Source organism: Streptomyces sp. NPDC059787, from assembly GCF_042732315.1.
Classification (GTDB): domain Bacteria; phylum Actinomycetota; class Actinomycetes; order Streptomycetales; family Streptomycetaceae; genus Streptomyces; species Streptomyces atrovirens.
The window spans coordinates 56,576-82,814 of record NZ_JBHWHX010000017.1; the positions used below are offsets into that span (position 1 = coordinate 56,576).

The window sequence follows — 26,239 nt, forward strand, 5'->3', positions numbered from 1 at the left end:
GGCATGGCCCACATGGACGAGGCTCTGGTGGCCACGGAGGAGACTCAGGAACCTGAGTTCACCTCGATCGAAATTTGCGCTGGAGCTGGAGGTCAGGCGCTCGGTCTGCACCAAGCGGGCTTCGGACACCTCGCCCTGGTGGAGTTCGATCCGTACGCGGTGGCGACTCTCAGGAAGAATCTCGCGGAGCGGAAGTCGTGGGCCTGGGAGAGGCGGCATTGTGATCTGCTGCCGCCAACGGACGTACGCCAGTTTGTTCCTGGAAAGCATCTGGCCAGAAGCGGAGCGCTACTCAAAGAGCGTGGCCTGGATCTTCTTGCAGGCGGTGTCCCATGCCCCCCGTTCTCACGTGCCGGTAAGCAGCTAGGCAGGGACGATGAACGAGACCTCTTCCCGCGCATGCTGGAACTGGTGGGAGAGCTGAACCCCCGCGCGGTGATGATCGAGAATGTGCGAGGAATTATGGACCGTAAGTTCTCGGATTACCGGTCGTGGATCGTGTCCGAGCTCAAGCGGCGCAAGTACGGTTCGGAGACGAGGCCCGGCTACACCGTCTGCAAGTGGGGTCTTCTAGAGGCCAGTAAGTTCGGCGTACCCCAGCTTCGTCCTCGCGCTGTCCTGGTGGCGGTCCGTAACGACATCCTTGATGGGCTCAGCTATAAGTGGCCGGAGGCTACCCACAAGAAACCGGTGACCGTGGCCGACCGCCTGAAGCTTTCCATGTACGAACGCTTTGAGCCGTACTTTGAGGGTGAGTACGCCGACCTGGCGCACGAATGTCACGACCGCTGGCTTGACAAGGATGGGACACGAGCTAAGAAGATAAAGGAACTCAAGATTCAGTTCAGCGGCATTGCGCCGACTCTTGTAGGCGGCTCCAAGAAGCACGGTGGCGCTGATCTAGGACCGAGTCGTGCCAAAGCGGCCTGGGAGCTGCTGGGCATCTCCGGAATGGGAGTCGCTAATGACATCAAAACATGCCGTGAGAAGGGGACTGAAGGCCGGGACTTGTTCGGGCCTAGCGGACCCATGCTCACGGTAAGCCAGGCGGCCCTCATCCAGGGTTTTCCGTCAGAGTGGGATTTCTCCGGAGGAAAAACAGCCCAATATCGACAGGTCGGCAATGCCTTCCCGCCGCCTGTCGCCAAGGCAGTGGGCGAGTCCATTGCCAATGTGCTAAGGGCAGCCCGCGAACGTGACCGGGCGAAGGAGTGATCAGTCGCTACTGTCCGCCGTGTGAGCAGGTTTCGCTCTGCGCTTTTGTACCTCAGCCATGATGCGAGCTGCGCAGTCAGCTGAAGGTTCATGCTCCCAGAACCTGAGTACGGTCCAGCCGGCCTCTGCCAGCCTCCGATCGGTGTCACGGTCCCGAGCCATGTTCCGGGCAACTTTGTCCGACCAGTAACCGGGGTTGGTCTTCGGCGGAACGTAGTGTTCGGGGCAGCCGTGCCAGTAACAGCCATCGACGAAGACGGCGACCTTCGCTGGGCGGAAGACCATGTCAGCCGTCCGGCGAAGATCAGGCAGTGGCTTGGCCGCGACCCGGTATCGCAGCCCTTGCGCATGGACAAGTCTCCGGATCAGCCACTCCGGCTTCGTATCCCGGCTGCGGATTGCCTGCATGTTCCTGCGGCGGGCAGCGGAGGACGCCCAGGAACCAGTCGGCGGAGACCAGCTCTCCGCGGAGTTGGACGGCTGAGCTGGGGAAGTACTCATCACCATGCGTGACTACCAGATTTCCAGGGCCGGGCGAGTTCCCAGGGGCTGAGGCGCCCCGACCAATACCTTCATGCGCTGGGTCGTTCTGCTGCTTGTGGCTACTCCAAGGGTAGGGATGGCGGTGCGGCAGCATCGGCTTCGCTGACCCAGCGGATGACGGTTGTGATCCGCCTTAGCAGCGGCCTTCGCCGACTGGAGGCAGACGCTCCCTCTCACGACGGGTTCACCGGGATCGTGGCGTCGTTGATGTAGCGCGAGTCCTTGGCTCGGAAGCGCACCAAGCGGCGGTCCGCGCTAGTGGCTGACTTCGGCGGGATGAGAGTGAAGGCCATCACGATCTTCGACGGATCTGCGGTACCGTTACGGACGGCTGCCCGGACGCTGTCCGGGTTGTTTCCCTCCACTACCGGATAGACCAGCGCGACTCCGGTCCTAGGACCGATCTTCGCTTCTGTTCCAGCGGCAGCCTCGTTGATAAGCCGTTGCGCCGCAGTGCGGTGCTCGACGCTGGCGATCCGGCCGAAGGAACTTTTGCCGGCCTGAATGCTTCGTCGGACCAAGGACAACGGGGCTGAACCGAGGACGCTGGCGTCGATACGGTTGTCCGAGACGAGTCGGGGCGAGATGAGCAGCCAGTCATCGACCTGTGCAAGGGTGCCGTCAAGCTGACGGAGGTAGGTCAGGTGGGGGTCGAAGTACCGGGGACGTTCCCATTCGAGCTGGGACAGCACGCTGACAAGCTCACCATGTGTAGCGGTGCCGGTGAGTGCCGTAAAGGTCCGTGTGAGCGTGCTTGAGTTGTCCGGAGGGTTGCTGAACGACACGGGGGCGGTACTCAGGGCGTGCAGCAGCGGTCGCCAGCGCTCGGTGTTGCGCTTGGTGACGGTGCTGTTCAGCGGATACGAGGCGGGCTCGATGGGACGGCCTGGAGACCTTATCTCGACGAGTTCCGCATTGAACATCTTGTTGCGGGCCGAGGGCTTGAGCCAGGGCAAGTGCTGCGCCACCAGAGGTGGGATCTGCACAGGGGTGACCTGAGGCTCCCCGTCGACCATCACGGAGTACTGGGCCAACTGCTCCCGGAAGGTTTCTTCGTCGCGGCAGACGGCTTCGTACGCTTCGTAGAGGTCGACGAACTTGTCACGGCCGAACGGCTCCTCCCGGCCGATGTACAGCCGGACCAGATCCCGGTATCCGGGACGGAAGCCGAACCACCGCCCCATCTGCATCAGTGTGTCGCCCTGTTGGGTGGTGCGGCGGTAGTAAGTGACGGTCAGACCTTCGACGGTGAAGCCGCGGGAGAGTTTCGTGCCGCCCACGAGGATCTTCCAGACGTTCGGTGTCCGGTCGAAATCTAGGTCGAGCTGGGCGAAGTAGCGGTCGGTGTCACCGTTCACGACGATGACCGGCTGGCCTCCGCTGCCGATGCGCTGGCGTGCGGAATGGACGTAGGGCCGTAGTTCGTCGTAGGAGGACGGCGACGGGAGGCTACTGGCTTGTGCCTCACTCACTGGTGTGAAATCTGCCTCCCAGAGCGCCGCGAGACGCGCATGCCCCACAGCGGAGCTGTAACCGGCTTGGTGCCACATGGAGTTGATGCGTAGAGCCAGATCAGCGTGGTCATCCTGGCGTACGGACTCGTGGGCGAGCATCGTGTGATGCCGGAAGGCAGCCTCGGCTACGCCGTGGTCAGCCCGGTAGAGCTTCAGAGCACCAGACAGGACAAAGGCGTCCATTGCCTCCTGGAGCCTGTCTCCCGTGGAGTCGTAGATTCCCCGCACGTGAGCCTTCTCCTGGGAATTGGCGTACGTACGCTCCTTCACCGGGACAGGCGAGTTCAGGTCGTGGAAATCCTGGACGCCCATGTAGCCGGCCGGGCGGGGAAGGGAAATCAGGAAGTCGGTGGGGAAGAGGTCCATGTCGTCACCGGGATCGATGAAGACGTTGGCGAAGGGAGTCGCCGTGTAGCCCACGTACTGGGCTCGCGGCAGCAGACCCAGGAGCTTCGAGATCAAGCCGTTGATGGCCGTGCGCTCGGTGCTTCCCCGTTCCCACTTCTTCGGGTCCGAGGTGTTCACGGAAGCCTGGTCGGACTCGTCGTCGATGATGAGCGTCGGCAGCTCGCCCAGGATCCCATGGATCTGCTTGAGGTCCTTGACGAGCTTCGTGAGGACGGCCTTGTTCTTCTTTACCACGAGGATGCGTGCCGCGGCGTGGTGGAGGTTCGCCGGATCGTGCAACGGGCGGGTGGGGACGCGCTTCTCGAACTCCAGCGCCCGGATGCCCTGGGCCAGGCTCTTGTAGTCGTTGTCGCGTGTCGTCAGGCGCTCGATGTCGAACGCGCCGAGAGTGGAGGGACGGCCGCCGTGCCGGACGAATTCCGGCCAGTCCTCGTCGTCACCCACGTAGTCCACACCGACCAGGGAGTCGATGTCCGTGACGTCGGCCCCCCGCAGGATGTTCTCCTGGCCGATCAGCTCCATGTCCAGACGCCGCTGGGTCTGGGCGCGCAGCAGGTTGAGGGTGCCTCCCAGCACGATGACGAGACGGTAGCCGGCATCGATAGCCTTGGCGGCCACGCCCGTGAAGTTCGCCGTCTTGCCGGACTGGACGTAGCCAACGACCAGGCCCTTCGCCTGGCGGGCCGAGGGCTGTTCCGGGTCGGTGAGACGTTCGACCACTGCCCGGCTCGCCTGGTCGAGGCCGGCTATGGCGGCCTCGGACCACCCCTTGTCACGGAGTTTCTGCTCGTACGCCGTCCAGTAGAAGGGCCGGGCGGCCGCACGCTCAGCGGTGTACCACGGGGTGAAGTCCCGTGTGATCACCGTCGCGCCGGGCACCTGTGCCACGGGTACGGCCTCGTCCAGGGCTTTGCGGAGTTCGGTCCCGAACCGGAGCCGTTCGTACACCACGGCGCGCCGCTCGTCGGTGCGAGCTCGAGAGCCCGCTCCCCAAGGCGGGTCCTCCGCGAAGTCCCAGGCGGTCAGGTGGCGGCTCCAGAGAGCGGCCAGCGAGTCGTCACCACCGACGAGGAGGGAGCGGAACAGTTCCTCGCTCAGGTCCGCGTCCGGGTGGTAGTCATCCGCGGCGAGCGCCGCCCAGCGTTCGAAGTGACGCGGCATGCTGCCCATCCCCGCCAGCGCGGAGGTGTGTATGTCGAGGAGCACACCGGACGGAGTGATGGTCATCTCTTGTCCTCGGTCAGGGGCCGGAGTGAGTGCGGTACGGGGTCAGTCGGCTGTCTGCGTACGGCGGTCGCGGTGCACTCCTGCCGATGCCAGGAGGATGGTGTTCCAGTAGTCCACCCGGTCCTGGCGGCTGCGCTCCCAGCGTCCGAGGCCGAAGCAGTCCTCCAGCAGCAGGTACAGCAAGGCCTTCGTCACGGGCGCGTCGTTGCTCCCGCCGCGCCTTCCGTCGTTGAAGTCGTTGCGGAAGGCCTTGTTGAGGAGGACGACGTTGTTCTCGCGGTCCAGGTCGAAGAACTTGTCCTGGGGCAGCGTGGCCCAGGTGAAGGCGATCGGCTCCTCGCCGGGCTTCTCGGGCAGCTCCTCCTTGATGACCCGCTTGATCTTCGGGTCCATGCCCTTCCCCGGAGGCGTCACCGGCTTGCGCACGATCTCCGTACGCTTCGCGCCTTCCCGGTACGTGACCTCGGCGTCACCGAGGTACTGGTGGAAGGCGTGTCCGGAGGCGTCCACGGCCTGCTCGACGCCGAGCGTGAAGGCGGGCGTGACGGTGACGCTCTCCTTCTTGACGTCGAGGCTCAGGACGCTGTTCCCGTGAGCCGGCAGGTCCACGGCCACACGGGCCAGGGCCAGGTGCCCCTCGGGGTTGCGGAGACCGTTCCAGCCGCCGGCCTGGACGAGGCGGTCGTTGCGGTAGAAGTAGAAGCCCTGGCGGTCGGCCAGGGAACCGATCTGCCGGAACCCGGCCTGCTTCGACTTGGCGGGCCAGATGTGCGCGGTCAGCCGGACGTCTCCGAGTCCCTCCACGGGGGCCGTGAACGTCCGGGGGTAGCGCGCCTTCCCGGGCACCTTGTAGCCGAAGGGGTCGAGCGCCTCGACAGCGATGTGGTCCACCTCCTCGCCGAGCTCGCCTTCAGCGCTGCTCACATCCCATACGGCGATGTCGAGCTTGAGGCCGTTCTGAAGGAACCGGTGCAGGTAGAGGCCGAGGTGCGTCTCCAGGCGGGCGATCGCCTTCGACAGGTAGTGGTCGCTCTGGCCGGTCGTCACGGTCTCGAAGGCCCGTACCTGGTCCCACCGCACGATCGTGCCGTGCCACTCGATGACACCGTCGTACCGGTCCACGAGTTCCTGTGCGTAGCGGTGATCGACCGTGTCGCAGCGGAAGCCGTCCTCGATGCCCTCCGCCGTGAGACGGCGTCCCGCGGCGCGGCTGCGCTTGGTGCGGCTGACCACGGTCAGCGAGGAGGCGTGGGAGAGCGAGGCGGCCTTCAGGCCCGTGCCGTACATGCCGAGGGCGCTGTCGCCGTAGTCGCGGCGCCGCCCCACCGTCATCGCGGCGTCCAGGCCGGCGTCGTCCATGCCCTTGCCGTTGTCGATGACCAGCAGGGTGAGGATGCGCTTGGCGTCCCGCAGGAAGTGCACGACGATCTTGTCGGCGCCGGCGTCGATCGAGTTGTCGACCAGGTCGGCGATGGCGACCTCGAAGCCGTACCCCTGATTCGTCAGAGCCTTGGCGTAGCCGGCGTCCGGTGGCAGGTGGGTGCTGCCGGTCGTGGGGACTTCGTACTGCCAGACAGTGCCGGGCTCGTAAGGCATGTGCTTCCTTTAGACACGGGTTTGGGCCTGCTGCATGAGCGGCGGCCCTGCGGATCGATTGGCCTGTGTGACGGTACTGCAAAGGTCGGACAAAGGGGTGGCTAGCTTATAGGATGGAATTTTTTATCCAAAAATGTCCTGAAAGTGAACTGGTTGCTGTACGGAGCGGATAGTCCCGTGTCCTCTGCGCAACGCAGAGGCGGGGCGCCCCTGCCCCGCCAAGCCTTCGGCGTTATCCGGCGTACTACGTGCTACTCCGTATCAAAATCGAAGAGCAGCGCTGTGACTCTCATAGGAGCCTTGTCGAGCAGGAAGTCGTCGACGAACACCACATCTGTGACGTCGGGGCTGTGTTCTGCGACAGCGGCGCGGACTTGGGAAAGGCGCTCAGCCTCCATGCCCGTGTCTGCGGCCTCGAACGGGCTCTTGGCCGCTACCCATACCCGATCCTCGAAGAGGACTACTGGTCCCGCGCCCCCGAGGTCGTCAATGAACTCGCTGTCTTCAGCGTCAGAGGCCCAGTTCTCCAGCAGACCGGCGGCTGCGCGGGGCTGGATCAGGCCCGGTTCCTCACGCTGAAGAATCGACAGCAAGTCACCGGCGAGGCGCCAGTCGAGCAGGCTGTGGTAAGCCATGTTCGTGTAGTCGCGGAGACACTCGTAGCAAGAACCGCGGCACTCCCGGCTGTGCGTGCCTGATCCGTATGCATTGAGCAAGTCATGGGCGGTGTCGATAAGTTCGTTGAAGACGCCCGGCTCAGCGAGGTGTGTGCAGTAGCCGGCGCCGTTGTCGAGGGTGTCAGAGAGGAACGCGAACGTGCGGGCTTCCCTGTGGGACGACCCCGCCCCGTGGATACCAGAAGCGATCTCGGTGGGCTGAACCTGGAGAAGTGATCCCGCGGCAGTCCGGAGAAGGGCGGCGAGCGAGTACCAAGCGGCGCGTCGGCCTGAGCGGTCGTCGGGGAACCCCGTCTTCTGCGGTACTGACGCGAGATTCAGGCGCAGTCCGGCCTCGGGCAGCTCACCAGCCCTGGGGCCGAGGAGGAACAGATCCGTGTGCTGCGAAGCGCCGATGGCAGTCACCACAGCGTCAGACCCGGAGGAGATGTCCTTGGCAAGCCACGGGAACTGCTCTACCGCCCCTGCTTCCAGGTACGCCCCCGACCAGCGGGCCGCCGGGCTCACCTTTGAGAAGGTGAAAAGCCGACCGCCGTTGTCATTGACGGCGTAGCGTCGGCCCTTCCCTGAGTGAACGACCAGACCTCGTTCTGCGAGTCGCTCCGGGGCACCGTGTTCCAGGTCAGCCGCTGTCCTAGGGGCGAGTGACCGAGCACGCCAGGCGAAGTTGCCGTCGAAGTCACGTGCTTTGCCTGCGCAGAAGAAGCCGGCCGGCTCCCGCAGTCCGATCTCTCGGTATGAACCGTCAACGGCCCCACAAGCCGGACACGGCTGGGATGGGCTGTCCTCGGCCTGAGGCGGTTGTGGCTGAACGTGCTCGGCCAAGTGGCCACAGGCGCGGCAGATGCCGATGAGGGCATCCGGGCCAAGCGGGTTGTCCACCGTCCGGGGACGGTGCCCTGTGGGTTCGAAAGCCACAACCCCCGTCGCCGTGTGGACCTGCCCGTCCTTGACGGTCTCCGCACCGGGAGCGAACTGTGAGATGGCGATGTCCAGGGACCGGTCGACCACACCCTTTGGAGGCCACGGGTACGAGTCGTAGGGACGTTTGGTGTACAGATACCGGGCCGATGTGGGAAACCCGAACATGGGCAGCAGACCTGCTTCGGCCAGCCGCTGACTGAGCTCGGGGTGCCCATGCGAGGCTTCGGCGATCTCGGACACTCGCAGGATGAGCTTCTCCGTCACCCATGCCGTCATCTCGTCCGGAGACCATGTACCGCGAGTGCGCTGAGCAAGAGCTTCCGCGAGTGCCCTGACTTCTGACTGGTGAGAAGTAATCCACTTATCCACCGCTCCACTGACAGCGGACCAGTCTGCACAGCGTCCGAACTGGCCGTGGACGTTGCGGGTTGGATCGAGTTCTTCACCGTCGTTCTTGTCCGGACGTACGTCGGAAAATGCTTGCCGAAGTACCTCAGCAGCGAGGACCCGCTCGTAGATGTCCCGCATCTCGGTGGACAGGTAGGGCGGCGGTGTCGCGTCGTTGGTGATGCGCTGGGGGTCCTGGAAGTAGTGCTCGTCGTGACTGCGACCCCGGCACACGGTCAGTGCGAGCGCGACTGGTGAGGTGCGCCGGCCGGCCCGTCCGACGCGCTGCTGATAGTTGAACCGGGTCGGCGGCATGTTAGCCATCAAGACCGCGGAGAGCGGGCCGATGTCGACGCCGGCCTCCATGGTCGTGGTGACGGAGAGCACGTCGAGCGTATCGGGCTTCTTGTGTTCTTTGCCGTCGAGGAAGATTCCCTGGAAACGGGCTTGGCGGTTCTGCGCGTCAATCCGGTCGGTCTGTCCGGTCAGCTCGGCGGTGTTCAGCCGGAAAGCACCCAGTTGCCTGCGGGCCATCCACGCGTAGTAGTCACTGTCGGTGTTGTCGAACGGTGCCGACTCTGCGGGGAGGAGAGCACCGCACTTCGTGCAGAGACCCACGCCCGGATGAAGGTGACGCCGACGGCACTTGGGGCACGTCCATGAGGCGGCGTGGCCATGCCGCAGAGCCACCTGTTCTGGTTGAATCAGGTACTTGATGACCGCGTTTCCCCAAGTCCGCTCCACTGCCGACCGGATGTCATCGCTGTCCTGGCCCAGATGCTGCGCGGCCACTTCCCAGAAGGCTCGGAGCTTGCGCGGAGGTTCGTCGGCAGGGCTGCGGAGGCCGGCGAAGCGGCGCATGTGGCCTAGGACGCGCAGACTGGCTCGGGCCAGGGCGACATGGGACGCACGGTCGGCTTTCAGTGGAGCCTGGTCTGAGGTCTGCGTAAGCCAGCCCAGCCCGAGCGACTCGAAATCGCGTCCGGCACTGCCGAAGAGTCCGCCGAGCAGTTCGACGCGAAGGGTTTCCTGGATTTCCCCACGCAGATGTTCCTGGCGTTCGTTTAGCTGCAGTCCTGAGGTTTCCCTGACTGGACCATCGCCATCAGGCCACTGATACAACGTGGTCCAGGGCTCTGGGTCTGTGTCCTTGGGGTGATTGGCTGTCTCCTGAAGCGATGCCTTGGGGCCGCCGGGATTGACGCCTTCCTGCACGAGACGCTCGGCGATGGTCGACGCGTGACTGTCGAGGCTGGGCACACGGCTGAGGATGGCGCGCAGCTCAGCCTCTTCCTCTGGGTCCGGCTTGGCCTCGTGCAAGTCGGAGAGGCTCAGTCCCGTAGAAGGCTTGTGGTGCTTCTCCCACCGGTCGTACGTCTCGGGGTCCCGCGCGCGAAGACGCTTGTGTGCGGCCATGGCGGCGGCGGGATCAACCTGGTCGCCAACCGCTGTGCGGGCGTAGTAGTGGGTTACGGCCTCAAGATCCTTGACGGGATCACCTTGATTCGTCACCTCGTCGGCAAGCAGGAGACGGAGCAGGTCTTGGTAGTGACGCAAACCCAGACCCGCGGAGAGCTTTGCCGCGTCCTGTCGGCTGTCCGAGAAGACGACAGCTTGCCGGTGCGGCAGCAAGGAGAGCAGCCCTGTGGTGAGCACCTGATTGATCTTCTCGAAACCCGTTCGCATACTGCGGACAGGGGTACGCATGCGACGCGAATCGCTCAGGCTGAGCTTTTCAGTACCCAGCTGGCGTACCTCCCAGTCATCGCCGCATGAAGGGCACTGAGTGGGAGCCGCAGGGAGGTTTTCGAGTTTGAGTCGGTTGCTGCCTCGTTTGGACTGCGGGACGCTGACATGGAACGACCAGCCGGTGTAATCACGGTGGTTACGGAGAATGCCGGTGCGCGGATCGTACTTGCTTCGCTTGAACTCGAAGCTAGCGCTGAGAGACCCCTTGTCTGAGGTAGGGGACCAAGCAAGCTGGTTTATGGCGGGCTTGTCCCGCCTGGGCCAGTAGACGACATAGTTAGCCGCGCTGGGGCCGAGGGCGGCAGCGTCCGGGAGTGCATCGAGATCCGGCAAGTCCGCTAGCAGACCTGCTTCAAACGCGCCCTTGGAATCTGTGAAGGCTGACTCGGGCGCGTATCCGCCGAGGTAGACGTCACCGCAGCTTTGGCAGTAGAGCAGTTCGAGCACGCGCGCTCCGCAGTCGCACCGTGGAGTCGGGCGGGAGTACAGCTTGCCGACGGTCCGTTCGTGGCCCTCCGGGCGCTTGGCCTCACGGCAGGTAGGGTCTGAACAAGCCCATACACCCGGAATATTACGGAAGAAGAGGTGCCCGCGAAGCTTGGGAGTAGCTGCGTCCTTCGAAGTGCGCAGAGCGGCCAGAACACCTCGCAGGGCCTTCATGCGGAGAGGCGGTTCGGCTGCGGGGAAGAGCCGAGCAGCTACGTTCCGGTCGAAATCCGCGATCAGCCGGTCACCCTCACGAAGCGCGTTGACGAAGGCTTCGCGCCCTCCGCTTTCCGTGAGTGTCTTGTCAGCCGTGGACGAATCAGGAGCCGTCTCGTCGAAACGTGCGTAGGTGTCAGCAGAGGAAGAAATATCAGTGTGCGTGTGTGCAGGCAGGAGGAGTTGCCCGCCCAGGACCTCGAAACGATCGCGATCCGTACCGAAGAACTCTTGGAGGAAATCCAGGTCTCGCGGAGCTTCTAGGGACGCCGAAGCGGCCAGGATTCGGAACTTTTCCGGCTTGTCGTCCAGCCCCAGTCGGTGCCGGAGGTTGCGCAGAAGGTAGGCGATCTCGGTGCCGGCGGTTCCGCGGTACATGTGCAGCTCGTCGACGACCAGGGTGAAGCAGGCCTCGGGCACCTCCTCCAGCCAGCGACGCGTCTTCTCGAAGATGCTTCCTTCGCGCGACCGCATCAGCATCACGTTGAGCATGCTGTAGTTCGTGATCATGATGTCTGGCGGAGCCTGAATCATGTCCCAGCGGCAGCGCATCTCCGCACCGTCAAGTCTGGGAATGAAGAACCGGCCGTCTCCGCCCGCCTTGTGCGCCTGCCGCGAGCGTTCCTCAGTAGAAGCGAACTCCTTGCGCAGCGTTTTCACTCCAGACCGGGAGCCGATGTCCCCCGGCACTGGTGTGGCGCCCGTGTATCGCCCGAAGTAGAAGCGGTGGCCAGGACGGTTCCGGGCGAACCAGTCCCGTACCTCGTCACTGTCCAGCGCCTTGCGCAGACGCATCATCTGGTCGTCAACCAGAGCGTTCATGGGGTAGAGCACGAGAGCCCGGACAGCGGCATGACGTCCGCGTTCTCCGGCCCGCTGCGGCTGGTACTCACCGTGTGGTGAGCTCCACCAGCGATTCACCGGGAGACTCGTAGCTGTCCAGTCCGCTGACTCCTGGACCAGGCCAGCCAGGATCGGAAGCATGAAGGACTCGGTCTTGCCGGAGCCTGTTCCCGCGGTGACGACCACATTCCGGCCGTCGCGAATGGCTGAGACGAGAGCCTGGTGCTGGTGCTGGTATAGCGATGGAACGCCGCGGAGCAGACCGAGCTGTGCCAGTTCCGACAAATCCGGATGGGCGCCCGCCTCGCGGACGGAGCCAGCGAGATCGGTGCCTACCGAGGCGTACTGAGGTCGAACCTCAAGGAGGGGGTCACGCCATGCGCCCCCATCGATGTCAAAGAGCTGCTTTCGCTCCCTCTCCAGGAGTTCGTTAGCAAGACCGAACGGGGTGTTGTAGTAACGGAACAGCGCATCCTTGAGGTGGTCAAAGGTCCCCAGGATATCGAGTTCCCGTCCGGCGGCTTCGGGATGGTCCGCGGCCGTATCAGTCATCGTTCTCCCCGAGGCTTTGTCCCAGTGACTCTGCGATCTTCATGGCTACTGTTTTGGGCACGTTGTCATATGCCAGGTTCTGGGCCGGTTCGTTGATGCGCGGTGCGAGCCCGGAGCACATGACCGCTACACGTCGGTGGAGATCCGGCAGCGGATAGCCCCAGTCGACGAAAAGAGTGCCGAACCGCTCCCGCCCGCTGTCCTTCTCAGGCCGCCAGCGCAGAACATCCGCGTCTGTGCTCTGGAGCGCGAGTGCGGAGTAGACCCCTGCCTCGTGTCCTGTTTCATACCATTTGCCGTCCCGCAGGATCTGGCATACCCGCTTACCTTCTCGCTGCTTGAACCGGTACAAGCCGTCGGACTGCGGCCGGACCACGGGTTGGTACTCACCTCTCTCCAGGTCGTACTGCTCCAGCGGTTTGCCGTACTCCGGAGCGGAACCCCGTGCCCCGAACTCAAGAGACGGCAGCAGGGCAGCGGCCTGTAGAGCGAAACAGGGCGTATAGGTGATGCCGAGGTCTGCTGCCCAGGCTTCAAGGTCATGCTCATCGTTGAACTGCGCGATCAACGAGACCGGCAGCGGAATATCCCGGGGAGGCCGGACACTCGGCACCCGGAACAGTTCAACCGGGCTGTCCTCCATGGTCTGCTCAAGCCGCCGCTCAAATGCTGCTGTCCTGCTGCCAGTCAGTACGGCCAGCCCTCGAGCTTGCGGAAGCTGGGTCAGCACGGGAGGTGCGGCGCACCAGCGCCTGTTGCGCCAGTCGATATCCAGCATCGCGAGAGAAACAGCATCCCGGAGCCACCGGCCCGGAGCGCCGGGCTCGACTTCCTGGCAACGGGCGCCGGCGAGCCACCATGCCCCCTGCTTGGCTTCAGAGAGCGACCCCGCGCCCTGCTCACTGACCCAGCGCAAGAGCAGGTCTCCTGGCTCGATCATCGGTTGTTCCTCTTTCCGGTGATGGCCTCAGCCGCTGTTACGTAGTCCTGCCATACCGGCAGCTGCGACCGCTGGGCTGCGCTGATCACGGCGTACGCCCACGAGAAGTCGGTGCCAGAAGGACGAGGTGCGGGAATATCCGCCGCTTCCAGCAGGGGGCGGACTGACCACCGCGAGGGCGTTCTGTAGATCAGCCAGACGTATCCGGCGGGTGCTTGGACCTCAAGGCAAGGGCCGAGGGTCCCTGCCGGTAGACGTGACGTCATCCAGGCAGGCGGCGCGCTCTGTCTGATCTTGCGTACGCCCCCGTCCGGGGTGATCAGCATGGCTTCCAGAACCGTGCAGCGCAGGATTGTGGTCCGCGGAAGCCGGATACTCTCGGGGGCGTACGCGCCACGGATCGTCGGCTGGCTGTCCTCGGTCTCCAGAGGTTCACTCCGTGCGGTTCCATTGCAGGGATACCCGAGCGTCCCGGTCTGGGGCGGCAGCCCTTCGTGCAAACCATCGTGCACAGTGAAAGTCTGACTGCTGAGCGTGGTTCCGACGGTGTGCTTGCCCTCTTCCAGAGGGACGACCCATAGAGGGAAGGGAATCCGCGGATCTGTCCGAAGAGACTGTGTATGACCGTCAAGGACAACGTCGACCTTACGGTCAGGGGTGTCACCGGGAGGCAGAAGCAAGTCCGGTGCTGCGTGCCGCAGATAGTGGCCGACGACGCCGGCACCAGCCCGGTACTCGGGAGCTATCCGAAGGCCTCCGGAGAGCTTCGTCTCCTGCCTGATCTGAGGTTCCAGCACATGCGTGTGCTTTCCCCCCTGGTCCAGGGTGCGGGTGAAGGCCGCTCCGTTGACCGCTCGTACCCCCTTGAAGAGCTTCCAGCCCGGTACGGGAGATGGTGTCTCCCGGATGGTGCGGCCGCCCAGCGTTCCGACCATGGCACGGACTTCACTCACGGCTGAGTCGGCCGCGAGGAGCCAGTGCTGCTCTCCGGGCTCGAAGTACTCGGTGCTTACCCAGTCGCCCAGATGCGGATGCTTGCGGAGCAGTACAACTTCCTGGGGAGCCCATTCGATGACGAGGTCCTTGCCCCCTAGACGGACGCCGTTGGACAGCTGTTGGGCCGAGGGATGCAGTGTCTCCAGCCCGCTGTAGGTGTTGGCGTAGTCGTGGTGGAGCTTGAACGTCCGGCCGTCAGGCAGCAGGCTCACTTCCGTCTCGGGAAGTTCTTCGACCGACTCTGCCAGCCATTCCAGCCGCTTACCGCGATCTGCTACTACGAGGCGGAGGCCGAGGGCTCGGCGCCTGTGCTCGTGCTCTGGTTCGTGGAGCCTGCCGTCCCATTCATCGGCGAGTCGTTTCAGGAGACTGACGATGAGCGTGTCACCGCTGTCACCCGCGTTGGCCAGTTCATCCATGAGCCGGGGCGAAAGCCGCCGGTCCCTGCCAGCGGTCCAGACACGAAGCCGCCGAAGCAGCTCTCGGCCGGATACCTGAGCCGGGTTGTTCGGCCGTAGGCGGGTAGCAGCGAAGAACCTGGTGAGAATCTGCCGGTCTGAACCTCTCACCAAGGCCTGGGAGATGGGGTAGCCGATCTTCCAGTAGTGCTCGTCCGTGCTCACTGTGCTGGTGCCACAGAGGCCGCCTGTGCTGTCGAGCCACCGGTCAAGCTGCTCCCACATGGTGGCAACGTCCTCGAAGGCGCTCTTGAGCCTGTTCGCGCGGTAGGTTCCTGACTCCTCGCCGAACAGTTGAACCCAACGGCCGTAGAAGTTGGACTTCAGCATGCCGTCAGAGGACGTCATGCGAGTCGCGGCGAGTACCGAAAGTGCCAGGAGGGGCAAGCTGGGAGGGGGCCCAGAACTACCGCCGTTCTCCCACGCAAAACATGCGTTCTTGATCCGATGGAGCAGCGGTCTGTCTGGGTCCCAGTTCAGTTCTCCAGCGACGGCGTGGGCAAGCGTCGTGTTGAGATTGTTGTCCTTCGCCAGGTCCCGGGCTACCTCGTCATCGACGTACAGGACCGCACTGTGAAAAGCCTGGCCTGCTCCGAAGAACTCCCCACCGAGAACTTCCTGCCAGCGCTCGTATGCCCCCCTCATTGCCCTGCCTGATCCCCTTCCGTGCAACGCGCGCCCTGTTGATGCTGGGCATGCTCGCTCAGCGGGCAGGCCTATGGCTGGTCGCCCAGGCGGGCGGCAGCCGATCTCCGCGAAGCAGGGCAGGCGGAACGAACGCACATGGTGCGTATACAGCAGAATCACAATACTCAGGAAGTAGTTGGTAAGACAGGTGTAGACCGAAGGTATTTGATCTAGCAACCTAAGCGGGCTCTTGTTGGCCGGCCTGGTGATCGAGCCTGGTAAGCGCGGTTCTGCCCCAACTACCGCAATACCCTCCCCACATGGTGCAAAGCGCGGCGAAGGACGCCGACGTCTACCTGGTCGAGGCGCCTGGGGAGCGCCGGGACGTACTGGCCAGTCTGTGCCGCCTGTGCCAGGCCAAGCTCAAGAGGGTCGGTGAGGCCGTGACGTACGGCATGCCCGTGTACCAACGGGACGGGACTTCAGAGATCGCCTTCGCGAGTCAACGGGACGTGTGATGTCGGCGGCGGTGCCGCCGACATCCGTGTGGAGGCCGTCGGGACCGGCGTCAGTGGACCGGTTCGGGGCGGTCGGCGCCCAGGTGGGCGGTGAGGAAGCGGGCGGCGCGGTCGAGTGCGGCGTCCGCCTCGTCGAGGCGACCGTAGTGGTGCTGGAAGACGTGGGGGAGGCCGGGCCCGATTTCGAGCGTGACCTCGACGTCGTCGGCGCCCGCGCGGCCGGCCAGCCGGACCGCGTCGTCGAGCAGTATCTCGTTCGCCCCGACCTGTACGAGGAGTGGGGGCAGTCCGGTGAGGTCGGCGAAGACCGGGCTGGCCAGGGGATGCGCCCGGTCGCCCGCGCCGACGTAGAGATCGGCGTAGACGCGTATGTCGGCCTCGGTGAAGATGGGGTCGGCGTCCTCCTTGGACCGGATGCTTTCTCCGGAGAGGGTGAGGTCGGTCCAGGGGGAGAAGACGACCACGGCGGCCGGTTGCGGCAGTCCCGCCTTCCGGGCCGCGAGCAGCGTGGCGATGCTCAGGCCGCCACCGGCGGAGTCGCCGGCCAGGACGAGGTCCCGGGGGTCGGTGCCCGCCGCCAGCAGCTCGCGGTAGGCCGCGAGCCCGTCGTCGACGGCCGCGGGGAAGGGGTGCTCGGGCGCCAGCCGGTAGTCCACCGACAGCGCTCGCAGCCCGGCACGGCGGGCCAGTTCGCCGACCAGTCCCGCATGGGTGTCCGGTGAGCCGATGACGTAGCCGCCGCCGTGCAGGTAGAGCAGCCGACCGCGGCCGGAGGCTTCGGCCGGCTCCAGCTCCAGGGTCGGCCGCCCGCCCAGGACGGTCCTGCGGGTGACCACGCCTTCCGGCGCGGGGCGGGTGATCGCCGCGCTGAAATCGCCGCGCTGCTCCTCGGGAGTGGGCTGCTTCTCGCTGCGAGGGGCGGAACGGAGTACGGCGTCCAGGGCGTCGCGCTGCTGTCGGGACATGCGTGGCCTCCACGAGTCGGGTGCGAGGATGGATTCCTGGGAATCCATCTGTCCGAGCCCAACCGGATTCCGAGGAAGATGATTCCCAGGAATCTACTGGAGGCTGGCGTGAGCCACATCACTTCGATCTTCACCGATCTGGTCCGCGTCGAGACCCGGCTCTACAACGCGGTGAACGCCCGGCTGCGCGCCGAACGGGGACTGGGGCTGGGGCAGTTCGAATTCCTGGAAATCATCGACCGCGTGCCGGGGTGCCGCGTGCTCGACATCGTCGGCGAACTGGCGATCACCGTGGGAGCCGTCAGCAAGGCGGTCGACCGACTGGTGGCCGCGGGCTGGTGCCTGCGGGTCGCGCACCCCCAGGACCGTCGCTCGTCCGTCCTCCGCCTTACGCCCGAGGGCGAGGAGCAGCTGGCCGCTTCCCGGCCCGTCGTCGAGAGCGAACTCGTCTCACTGACCGGGGTGGTTCCCCCTGACGACCTGACCCGCGTCGCCTCGGCCCTGGCCGCCCTTCGCGCGACCCTCGAGGCGGGCTCCCACGGCCGGCCGGGCTGAGAGTCGCGAGGTCGACTGCGTTCAGGAGGCGACGAGGAAGAGGGCGGCGTCAGGGGAGAATGAGGGCATGGCGAAGTGCAAGAAGTGCGGTGCGCGAAAGCGCAGTTGGCCCCGTTCCTGTTCCCGCTGCCGCTCCGGGGCGGACTGGACGCAGCCTGCCGCGGACGCCGCTGACCTTGCTTCGGCGGGAGGGCTGTTCGGTTGGCTCTGGCGAGGGGTCAAGGGGGTCGTGCGGCTGGTGCTGCGTACGGGCGACTGACCGGACCCGGCGGACGCGTTCGGGGCAGGAGGCATCTGCCGGAACGAACCTGGTGGAAGCGGCCTCCGGGTGACTCCCGAAGTCGTCGACATGGATCATGGCACGGGACGCGCAGCGACCCGGGAGTCGGTGGCAGACGGCCCCGTGCTCGCGAACGGAGCCGGTGCCGGGCCGTGGCCTGCTTCGGCGGCAGTCAGCCGGGGCCGCGTCCTGGATGCCTCGCCCCGAAGCCACTGCGGGAACGCCGCCACCCGCGTCCCCACCCTGACCACGGGGCGGGCCCGGACCGCACGCCCCGGGAGGTGTAGAACCGCCCCCACCGCTCACCCGGCCCCCACGGAACCCGCGTACGACGGAGGGAGCCGGCCGTGCGGCAGCATCCGCCCGAGGGCACCGCGGAGATCCTTTTCATCGGCAACGCCACCCTGCTGATCCGCTACGGGGAGCTGACGTTGCTGACCGATCCGAACTTCCTGCACCGCGGGCAGTTCGCCCACCTCGGCTACGGGCTCCGCTCGCGACGGCTGACCGAGCCCGCCGTCGACGTGGCGGAGCTGCCCCACGGGGACCTGGACGCCGTCGTGCTGTCGCACCTGCACGGCGACCACTTCGACCGGGTGGCCCGGCGCGGGCTGGACCGGGGGCTGCCGTTCGTCACCACCCCGCACGGTGCCCGCCTGCTGAAAGGGCTGTACGGGTTCCGGCGCGCCACCGGGCTGCGCACCTGGCAGAGCCGCACCCTGCGGCACGGGGACTCCTCCGTGCGCGTCACCTCGCTGCCCGGCCGTCACGCGCCCGGGCCGCTGCGGGTCCTGCTGCCGCCCGTGATGGGCAGCCTGCTGGAGTTCGGCGACCGCTCGGGGGAGGTCCGGCTGGTCCTCTACCTGTCCGGCGACACCCTGATGTACGACGGGCTGCGTGAGATCGCCGTGCGGTACCCGGACATCCACCTGGCCGTCCTGCACCTCGGCGGTACGACCCTGCCCGGGGGCCTGGTGGTCACCATGGACGCCGGGCAGGGCGCCGACCTGCTCGACCTGCTGCGCCCGCGACGCGCGCTGCCCGTGCACCACAGCGACTACACGGTCTTCCGTTCCCCGCTGGAGGACTTCCTCGCGGAGGCGGGGCGCCGGGGGCACGGCGCGCGCCTGGTGCGGTGCGCCCCGGGTGAGCGGGTGACCGTCGGCGACCGGGCGGCGGCCTGACCCGCACGCCCCGCGGTCGCTACAGGAACGCCCCCACCCCCATGGCCAGCCCGAAGAGCACGAAGAAGATCCCCCAGGTCATGTTGGCCGTGGCCGAGTACGACACCTTCCCCGGGCGTCCGTCCTTGGTGTGGACGACCACCACCCTGCGCGGGTCCCCGGGGTCGTAGCGCAGGACGACCGGGATGCCGGCGTGAAGGGGGTGGGACTCGTGGTTGAGGGGGGTGCGGCGGTAGGTCTGGGTGGGTGGGGCGTCGAGGTTGTTCACGGGTGGGGCCTGGTAGCGAACCTGCGGGGGGTGGACGGTCGGTCCCTCGCGGCGGGCGCCGCGGGCGACCTCGCCGCGGATGCGGACGCCGCGGACGCCGAGGCGGCGCAGGGCGCGGCGCTGGGTCAGGGCGCCGCGCAGGATCGCGATGCCCAGGGCCAGCGCGCCGGCGGCCATGACGAGCGTGATCGTGAGCCATGGCTGGTCCATGTGGCCTCCCCCGGGGCCGACTTCAGGTCTTCACGGAGACGGACGCGGTCGTGCGGCGGTTCCCCGTCGTGGGCGTACTGGGCGTGCCGGCCTCGCCCGGCGACGGAACTTCGCCGTCCGTTTAAGTTGCGTACAACTTAGTTGTGCACAATCAAATTACGAGCTATGTTTTCCGCAGTGCTCGACACCACCGGAACACGGAAGGCAGCAACCACCATGCCGTTCATCACCGTCGGCCAGGAGAACTCCACCGACATCGAGCTCTACTACGAGGACCACGGCACCGGGCAGCCGGTCGTGCTGATCCACGGCTACCCGCTCGACGGCCACTCCTGGGAGAAGCAGTCCGCCGCCCTGCTGGAGGCCGGCTACCGCGTCGTCACCTACGACCGGCGCGGCTTCGGCCGCTCCTCCCAGCCCACCACCGGCTACGACTACGACACCTTCGCCGCCGACCTGAACACCGTCCTGACCACCCTCGACCTGCGCGACGCGGTCCTGGTCGGGTTCTCCATGGGCACCGGCGAAGTCGGCCGCTACCTGGGCACCTACGGCTCCGCCCGCATCGCCAAGGCCGCCTTCCTCGCCTCCCTGGAGCCCTTCCTGCTCAAGACCGACGACAACCCCACCGGCGTCGACGGCAGCGTCTTCGCCGGCATCAAGCAGGCCGTCACCGCCGACCGCTACGCCTACTTCACCGCGTTCTACCAGGACTTCTACAACCTGGACGAGAACCTCGGCACCCGCATCAGCGAGGAGGCCCTGCGCAACAGCTGGAACGTCGCCGCCGGTTCCTCCTGGTACGCCTCCCTGGCCGCGGTGGACACCTGGACCACCGACTTCCGCACCGACATCGAGAAGATCGACGTCCCCGCGCTGATCCTGCACGGCACCGCCGACCGCATCCTGCCCATCGAGTCCACCGGCGAGCCCTTCCACCGGGCGCTCCCGCAGGCCGACTACGTCGTCGTCGAGGGCGCCCCGCACGGCCTGCTGTGGACCCACGCCCAGGAGGTCACCGACGCCCTCCTCGCCTTCCTCGCCAAGTAGACGAGCCCCGCTCCGTCAGGCGCCCGGAGCACCTGTGAGCCGTACGCCGAGGACCGGCGTACGGCGCACAGCCGTGTTCGTCAGTCCGCGCCGTGGCACTCCCCGTACGCCCGACCCGACCCGCACCAGCACGCCGCCGACCGCTCCGGGGGCCACGCCACCGCACGGCCCCGGGCCGCCAGCGTCGTGGCGTACTGCGGGAGCAGGGCCGGGTCGGCGGGGGAGGCGAGCTCCGAGGCGGCGAAGGCCTCGTACGACGGGACCGTGCCCGTGACGATGCCCAGGTTCGGGGTGCCGGACGCGGCCAGTTCGCGCAGGGCCGCCTCTATCGAGGCCAGGTGCTCCTCGTGCGACGGGTACTCCTCCGCGAGCGCCGGGTACGCCGACAGCAGTTCCGTCAGCTCGCCGGCCGGCCAGTGCAGCACCGCCACCGGGAACGGGCGGGACAGCGCCTCCCGGTACGCGCCCAGCTCCGCGCGCAGGCGGATGATCTCCGCCTCCAGCTCCACCGGGTTCTCCGAGCCGAGCGACCACACCCGCTTCGGGTCGTGGAGCTCGTCCAGGGTGATCGGGAGGGTGTGGACGGTGTCCGCGAGCGCGTCCCACTCGTCGTGGGCCGCGCCGAGCATCCTGCGCACGCGGTGGCGGCCGAAGAGAAGCGGGTGGGTGGCGCGCGGGGGCTTCTCGGCACCGGTCAGGAGGAGGAGCACCGCCTGTGTGAACGTCTCGTGCGCCTGTTCCAGCTCGTCGTGCGCCTCCAGGGACTCCGCGACGATCACCCAGGGGGCCGCGACGCGCGGGGCCGCCGTGCGGATGCCTGTGATGATCGCGCGGGCCTCCGCCTCGTGGCCGTACTCCCAGAGGTTCGAGGCCTTCAGGGCGCGGACCAGGTACGGGTCGTCCAGCTCCTGGGAGGAGGTCAGCAGGCGGTCGTAGAGGGCGGTCGCGGTGGGGCGGTCGCCGGAGAGTTCGCGGTGGGCGGCGGCTCGCAGGAGCAGGGCCTCGGCGTCCTCGGGGTAGAGGTCGGCGGTCCGCTCCAGGCGGTCGGCTTCGGCGGCGTGGTCGACGTTTTCGGCAGGCGTGTCGGGGCGCATGGGGGACACCGTACTGCCGGTGGGTGACAAAGGGTGAGACGGCCACGGGCCGGTACGGGGTGCGGGGCGGGGAGGCGAGGGGGGTGGCGGAAGGCCGGTGACCGTCGCCGCGTGGCCGGCCGCCAGTCGGTGACCGGCCAGAAGTTGGCGCGTTCGGACGGGTTCCTTCATATCGTTCTCACAGAGAACGCCGTTAGCGTCGCGGGCATGACAAATCCATTACATGAGGAGCCCGACAACGCCGTCGTCTCCCGCCTCCTGCCCCGCCGCCGCATGCTCGCCCTCGGCGGAGCCGGGGCCGTGGCCCTCACCGGGCTCGGGGCGGCGCACGCCCTCGCCCGCGACGCCTCCACCGGTGCCGACGCCGTCGAGCGGGCCAAGGCCGCGGCACTGGCCGCCGGCGCGTGCATGGAGCTGACCACCGAGCAGATGGAAGGCCCCTACTACCTCGACTACGAGCTCTTCCGCGCGAACGTCGTCGAGGACCGCACCGGCATCCCCCTCCTCCTCGTCCTGCGCGTGGTGGACACCGTGACCTGCGCGCCCATCCGCGACTCGGCCATCGAGATCTGGCACTGCGACGCCTCCGGCGTCTACTCCGGCTACACCGAGAACGGCAACGGAGGCGGCGGCACGCCCCCGACCGAGCCGCCGGGCACCCCGCCCACCGACGCGCCGACCGGTCCGCCCGGCGGCGGGGGCGGCGGCCACGCCACCCCGACCGACGACCTCACCTGGCTGCGCGGCATCCAGATGACCGACCGCCACGGCTTCGTCACCTTCCGGACCGTCTTCCCCGGCTGGTACGCCGGACGCGCCGTCCACGTCCACACCAAGGTGCACACCGGCGGCACCCGCACCGCCGACGGCTACACCGGCGGACGCACCTGCCACACCGGCCAGTTCTACTTCGCCGAGGAGTCGGTGGAGGCCACCGAGACCGTCGCCCCCTACTCGGCGAACACCGCGACCCGGGTCACCCTCGACCAGGACGGCATCTACCCGGGGACCGGCACGCAGGGCGGCCTGCTCGAGCTCGTCCACGACCGGCGGCACATCGAACGCGGTGTCGTCGGTCACATCACGATGGCCGTGGATCCCGAAGCCACCAACGACGGCGACCTGCCGCCCGGCGGCCCCGCTCCCACCGCCTCGCCCTCCCCCTCTCCGTCCTCCGGCGCCTGACGCCCCGGAGTCCGGGTTCCCCGGGCCGGGCGCCAGGCCCGGGGAACCATCGTGGCGGTGCCGGACGTTGAAGGGGCGCCGGGACCGGTCCGGCACGAGAGGGACAGAAGACAGAGGAAGACGAGCGGGGAGGGGAGAGCGATGCGCGGACGGACGGTCCGGCTCGTCGCCGTGCTCCTGCCCCTCGTCCAGGCCGTTCTGCTCCTGCTCCTCCTGCCCGCCGCCGGTGGGCTATCCGTGGTCGACGTCGCGCTCGCCGCGACCGCCGCGGCCGGTACCGCGCTCGCCGTCTGCGTGCTCCTCGCCGCCCGCTGCGCGCCCGCCGTGGCGCCCACACGGGTGCGTACGGCCATACGCGACCGTGACCGGCGTACGGCCTTCCTGCCCCAGCGCGACCCCGACGCCAAGGGGCGCACCAGACCCCGGGCACCCGGACACGCCCTCCCGGCGACCGCCGCGTAGGGCGCTTCTTCCGTACCTTCACCACGCCCCGCTGCGGGTCGTCATGCCGTCCTTTCCGTACTTCCGGCACGACGAGACCCCCGGAGGGCTCACCCATGTCCGTCTTCGCCAGCCTGGTCGAGCACCTGGCCGACCTGCTCCGGCCGCTGTTCGGCGTCTCCGCGGCGGCTGCCGCGATCGTTCTGTTCACCGCCTTCGTACGACTCCTCGTCCACCCCCTGTCCCGGGCCGCCGCGCGTGGACAGAAGGCCCGGGCGGCGCTCCAGCCGCGCATCGCCGAGCTGCGGCGCAAGCACGGCCGCGACCCCGAGAAGCTCCAGCGCGCCGTACTGGAACTGCACGCGCGGGAGAAGGTGTCGCCGCTGTCCGGGTGCCTGCCGAGCCTGCTCCAGCTGCCCGCGTTCTTCCTGCTGTACCACCTGTTCTCCAGCGAGACGATCGGCGGGCGGGCCAACGAGCTGCTCGGGCACCGGCTGTTCGAGGCGCCGCTCGGCGGCCGGTGGGCGGACGCGCTCGGGGACGGCGGGGTGTTCGGCGGGCCCGGACTCGTGTACGTCGGGCTGTTCGCGGTCGTCACCGTGGTCGCCTGGTTCGGGTACCGGCTGTCCCGGCGGATGATGGCCGTCAATTCCGTGACGGCCGGTGAGGGGGAGCAGGTGCCGGGGCTGGGGGCGGTGACCAAGGTGATGCCGTTCATGTCGTTCTTCACGCTCGTCACCGTCGCCGTCATGCCGCTGGCGGCCGCGCTGTACATGGTGACCAGTACGACGTGGAGCGTGGTGGAGCGGGCCGTGCTGTACCGCTAGCGCGGGGCGGGCCGGAGACGGGGTGCCGTTGGCCGGTAGCCGGGGGTGTGGGGGCTGGGTGCGCGGTTCCCCGCGCCCCTGGGAGTCGGGATTGCCGTTGGCTGTGGGGCTGTGGGGCTGTGGGGCTGTCGAGGTTGAGTGCGCGGTTCCTCGCGCCCCTGAGGAGTGAGGGCTGTTGGAGCTGGGTGCGCGGTTCCCCGTGGTCCAGTACGTGAACCGGGTCTTGCGGAGTGGAGCGCGGGATCGGAGGATCGACCAGTCCTCCGATGACTGTGCCCCGCCGCATCCGGGCCGTGCTCATCGGAAGGGCCCGCGATCGAGGGAGACGGGAATCATGAAGCTGCTGCGAGTCGGTACGGCGGGACAGGAGCGGCCGGCGCTGCTCGACGACGAGGGGACCCTGCGCGACCTGTCGGGTCTCGTCGCCGACATCGACGGGGCGCTGCTCGCCGACGAGGCCGCGCTCGGGCGGATCCGGGCCGCCGCCGACAGCGGGGAACTGCCCGCGCTGGACGGGGAGGGGCTGCGGGTCGGGCCACCGGTGGCGCGGATCGGGAAGATCGTCTGCATCGGGCTGAACTACCACGACCACGCCCGCGAGACGGGGGCCGAGCCGCCCGCCGAGCCGGTGATCTTCTTCAAGGCGGCGGACACGGTCGTCGGGCCGGACGACACGGTGCTGGTGCCACGCGGATCGGTGAAGACCGACTGGGAGGTCGAACTGGCGGTCGTGATCGGGCGTACGGCGCGGTACCTGGAGTCGGCGGAGGAGGGGCTCGCGCACGTCGCCGGGTACGCCGTCGCGCACGACGTCTCCGAGCGGGAGTTCCAGATCGAGCGGGGCGGGACCTGGGACAAGGGGAAGAACTGCGAGACGTTCAACCCGCTGGGGCCGTGGCTGGTGACCGCCGACGAGGTCGGCGATCCGCAGGACCTGTCGCTGCGGCTGTGGGTGAACGGGGAGCTGAAGCAGGACGGGACGACCGCCGAGCAGATCTTCCCGGTGGGGGAAGTCGTGCGGTACGTCAGTCACTTCATGACGCTCTATCCCGGTGACGTCATCAACACCGGGACGCCGGCGGGGGTGGCGCTGGGGGAGCCGGAGCCGAAGCCGTTCCTGCGGGCGGGGGACGTGGTGGAGCTGGAGATCTCCGGGCTCGGGCGGCAGCGGCAGGAGTTCAAGGACGCGTAGCGCTCCGCTGGGGGAGCAGGGCGACTACGGGGTGGGGAGTTGTGGTTCGTTGTCGGCTGCGGGTTTGTCGTGGCTGGTCGCGCAGTTCCCCGCGCCCCTTTCGGTGGGGCGGTGCCTGGCTTCCCGCGTCCCCTCTTTCCGCATCCATAGCACGGTGTTATCGCCAAGTGTTAGTACCCCTGTTCGGGGTTCCTCCGGGATTCTGGGCGTGCTCATGGCGAACTTGCCGCCGACGGGCGGCGGTTCGTCGTGGGCGCGGTCCATGGGGCCGTCGACCCCCACACGTACACGTCCAGGTGACGTGTCTCCCCGAATCGAGGAACCTTGCGCATAACAAGGCTCGTTCCCGCTCTCGCCGCAGCGGCGGTCTCCGTCCTCGCGCTTCTCGTCCCCACCGCCACCGCGGCACCGGCACCCCCGACCACCGAGGCCCCGCGGCCCATCATCGGCGGCGGGTACGCCTCCAGCGGTCCCTGGGCCGCCCGGCTGTTCTCCAACGGCAGGGAGACCTGTTCGGCCACGATCATCGCCCCGACCTGGATCCTCACCGCCAAGCACTGCGTCACCGGCGGCGGACTGTCGTTCCGCATCGGCAGCCTGGACCAGCACAGCGGCGGCACCGTGGCCAACGGCGTCCAGACCTACACCCACAGCGCGGACCTGGCGCTCGTCCGCCTCGACCGTTCCGTGTCGGCGACCTACGCCGGACTCGGGCAGCCGGGCACCGTGCGCGTCGGACAGAACGTGCAGGTGTACGGCTGGGGCGCCACCTCCCGGTGCGGCTCGGAGGCCAACTGCCAGTCCCGCTACCTGAAGGTCGCCAACGTCACGGTCACCAGCGGCTGCAGCGATGCCTACGGCGGCTCCGCCATCTGTGCCCGCCGGGGCGACGGCATCACCGCCGGCGGCGACTCCGGCGGCCCGATGATGGCGAACGGCGTCCAGGTGGGCGTCGCCTCCACCAGCGACCGCCAGACGACCACGGCGTACACCAACGTGACGGCGTACCGCTCCTGGATCCAGTCGATCGCCGGCGTCTGAGCCGTCCCCGTCCCGGGCGGACACCGGGCCCTCACCGCGTCGCGGCGAGGGCCCTTCACGGCGGGGCGGGC

Annotated in this window: 19 protein-coding genes; 10 read left to right on the plus strand and 9 right to left on the minus strand. The window is 67.4% G+C overall.

The genetic code is table 11. From position 1 onward, the window contains the following. The first annotated feature begins 3 nt into the window (after nt 1-3). Complete coding sequence (locus ACFV5H_RS18370; RefSeq protein ID WP_385195795.1) at nt 4-1,215, plus strand: DNA cytosine methyltransferase; 1,212 nt, start codon at nt 4-6, stop codon at nt 1,213-1,215. Here ACFV5H_RS18370 and ACFV5H_RS18375 read toward each other — a convergent pair whose 3' ends face one another. The 6 genes from ACFV5H_RS18375 to ACFV5H_RS18400 form a co-directional block, all read right to left on the minus strand. Next, on the minus strand, nt 1,216-1,716 hold the full coding sequence (locus tag ACFV5H_RS18375; protein ID WP_385195902.1) for a very short patch repair endonuclease: 501 nt from the start codon (nt 1,714-1,716) through the stop codon (nt 1,216-1,218). It abuts the gene before it with no gap. Nucleotides 1,717-1,931: 215 nt separating this feature from the next. Next, the gene (locus ACFV5H_RS18380; RefSeq protein ID WP_385195798.1) at nt 1,932-4,907 is read right to left on the minus strand and encodes a Z1 domain-containing protein; all 2,976 of its coding nucleotides are present in this window, start codon (nt 4,905-4,907) and stop codon (nt 1,932-1,934) included. 42 nt (nt 4,908-4,949) lie between these two features. After that, a complete protein-coding gene (locus ACFV5H_RS18385; RefSeq protein WP_385195800.1) occupies nt 4,950-6,503 on the minus strand; it encodes an ATP-binding protein in 1,554 nt (517 codons plus the stop codon). A gap of 251 nt (nt 6,504-6,754) precedes the next feature. Further along, on the minus strand, nt 6,755-12,337 hold the full coding sequence (locus ACFV5H_RS18390; RefSeq protein WP_385195802.1) for a DEAD/DEAH box helicase: 5,583 nt from the start codon (nt 12,335-12,337) through the stop codon (nt 6,755-6,757). After that, nucleotides 12,330-13,277, minus strand: a complete 948-nt coding sequence (locus tag ACFV5H_RS18395; RefSeq protein ID WP_385195805.1) for a hypothetical protein — start codon at nt 13,275-13,277, stop codon at nt 12,330-12,332. The genes ACFV5H_RS18390 and ACFV5H_RS18395 overlap by 8 nt, the downstream gene beginning before the upstream one ends. After that, nucleotides 13,274-15,376, minus strand: coding sequence for a hypothetical protein (locus ACFV5H_RS18400; RefSeq protein ID WP_385195807.1), 2,103 nt, complete (start codon nt 15,374-15,376; stop codon nt 13,274-13,276). Before ACFV5H_RS18400 ends, ACFV5H_RS18395 begins: the two co-directional genes overlap by 4 nt. Before the next feature lie 302 nt (nt 15,377-15,678). Between ACFV5H_RS18400 and ACFV5H_RS18405 the strand changes: the two genes are divergently transcribed. Further along, a complete protein-coding gene (locus ACFV5H_RS18405; RefSeq protein WP_385195810.1) occupies nt 15,679-15,876 on the plus strand; it encodes a hypothetical protein in 198 nt (65 codons plus the stop codon). A 50-nt stretch (nt 15,877-15,926) separates the two neighbouring features. Here the strand turns inward: ACFV5H_RS18405 and ACFV5H_RS18410 are convergent, their stop codons facing one another. Then, nucleotides 15,927-16,841 (minus strand): alpha/beta hydrolase, encoded by a 915-nt coding sequence (locus tag ACFV5H_RS18410; protein ID WP_385195813.1) that lies wholly within the window; start codon nt 16,839-16,841, stop codon nt 15,927-15,929. 108 nt (nt 16,842-16,949) lie between these two features. Between ACFV5H_RS18410 and ACFV5H_RS18415 the strand changes: the two genes are divergently transcribed. Together ACFV5H_RS18415 and ACFV5H_RS18420 are read left to right on the plus strand one after the other, a co-directional pair. Then, a complete protein-coding gene (locus ACFV5H_RS18415) occupies nt 16,950-17,396 on the plus strand; it encodes a MarR family winged helix-turn-helix transcriptional regulator (RefSeq protein WP_385052646.1) in 447 nt (148 codons plus the stop codon). Between the two features lie 627 nt (nt 17,397-18,023). Continuing rightward, nucleotides 18,024-18,860 carry an MBL fold metallo-hydrolase gene (locus ACFV5H_RS18420; RefSeq protein ID WP_385195815.1) on the plus strand — a complete coding sequence of 279 codons (837 nt, stop codon included), beginning with the start codon at nt 18,024-18,026 and terminating at the stop codon, nt 18,858-18,860. 19 nt (nt 18,861-18,879) lie between these two features. Here the strand turns inward: ACFV5H_RS18420 and ACFV5H_RS18425 are convergent, their stop codons facing one another. Further along, a complete protein-coding gene (locus tag ACFV5H_RS18425) occupies nt 18,880-19,338 on the minus strand; it encodes a DUF3592 domain-containing protein (protein ID WP_385195817.1) in 459 nt (152 codons plus the stop codon). A gap of 216 nt (nt 19,339-19,554) precedes the next feature. On the opposite strand from ACFV5H_RS18425, the gene ACFV5H_RS18430 reads away from it, so the two are divergent. After that, a complete protein-coding gene (locus ACFV5H_RS18430; RefSeq protein WP_385052716.1) occupies nt 19,555-20,388 on the plus strand; it encodes an alpha/beta fold hydrolase in 834 nt (277 codons plus the stop codon). A gap of 80 nt (nt 20,389-20,468) precedes the next feature. On the opposite strand, the gene ACFV5H_RS18435 is transcribed toward ACFV5H_RS18430, so the two are convergent. Next, the gene (locus ACFV5H_RS18435) at nt 20,469-21,482 is read right to left on the minus strand and encodes an SEC-C metal-binding domain-containing protein (RefSeq protein WP_385195819.1); all 1,014 of its coding nucleotides are present in this window, start codon (nt 21,480-21,482) and stop codon (nt 20,469-20,471) included. 207 nt (nt 21,483-21,689) lie between these two features. Here ACFV5H_RS18435 and ACFV5H_RS18440 point away from each other — a divergent pair, with 207 nt between their 5' ends. The 5 genes from ACFV5H_RS18440 (at nt 21,690) to ACFV5H_RS18460 (ending at nt 26,168) form a co-directional block, all read left to right on the plus strand. Further along, on the plus strand, nt 21,690-22,667 hold the full coding sequence (locus ACFV5H_RS18440) for an intradiol ring-cleavage dioxygenase (protein WP_385052633.1): 978 nt from the start codon (nt 21,690-21,692) through the stop codon (nt 22,665-22,667). Between the two features lie 141 nt (nt 22,668-22,808). After that, a complete protein-coding gene (locus ACFV5H_RS18445; RefSeq protein ID WP_385052630.1) occupies nt 22,809-23,129 on the plus strand; it encodes a DUF6412 domain-containing protein in 321 nt (106 codons plus the stop codon). A 95-nt stretch (nt 23,130-23,224) separates the two neighbouring features. Then, nucleotides 23,225-23,935, plus strand: coding sequence for a YidC/Oxa1 family membrane protein insertase (locus ACFV5H_RS18450; RefSeq protein ID WP_385195822.1), 711 nt, complete (start codon nt 23,225-23,227; stop codon nt 23,933-23,935). 334 nt (nt 23,936-24,269) lie between these two features. After that, a complete protein-coding gene (locus tag ACFV5H_RS18455; RefSeq protein ID WP_385052625.1) occupies nt 24,270-25,127 on the plus strand; it encodes a fumarylacetoacetate hydrolase family protein in 858 nt (285 codons plus the stop codon). A 324-nt stretch (nt 25,128-25,451) separates the two neighbouring features. Continuing rightward, complete coding sequence (locus tag ACFV5H_RS18460; protein WP_385195824.1) at nt 25,452-26,168, plus strand: S1 family peptidase; 717 nt, start codon at nt 25,452-25,454, stop codon at nt 26,166-26,168. The last annotated feature ends 71 nt before the right edge of the window (nt 26,169-26,239 follow it).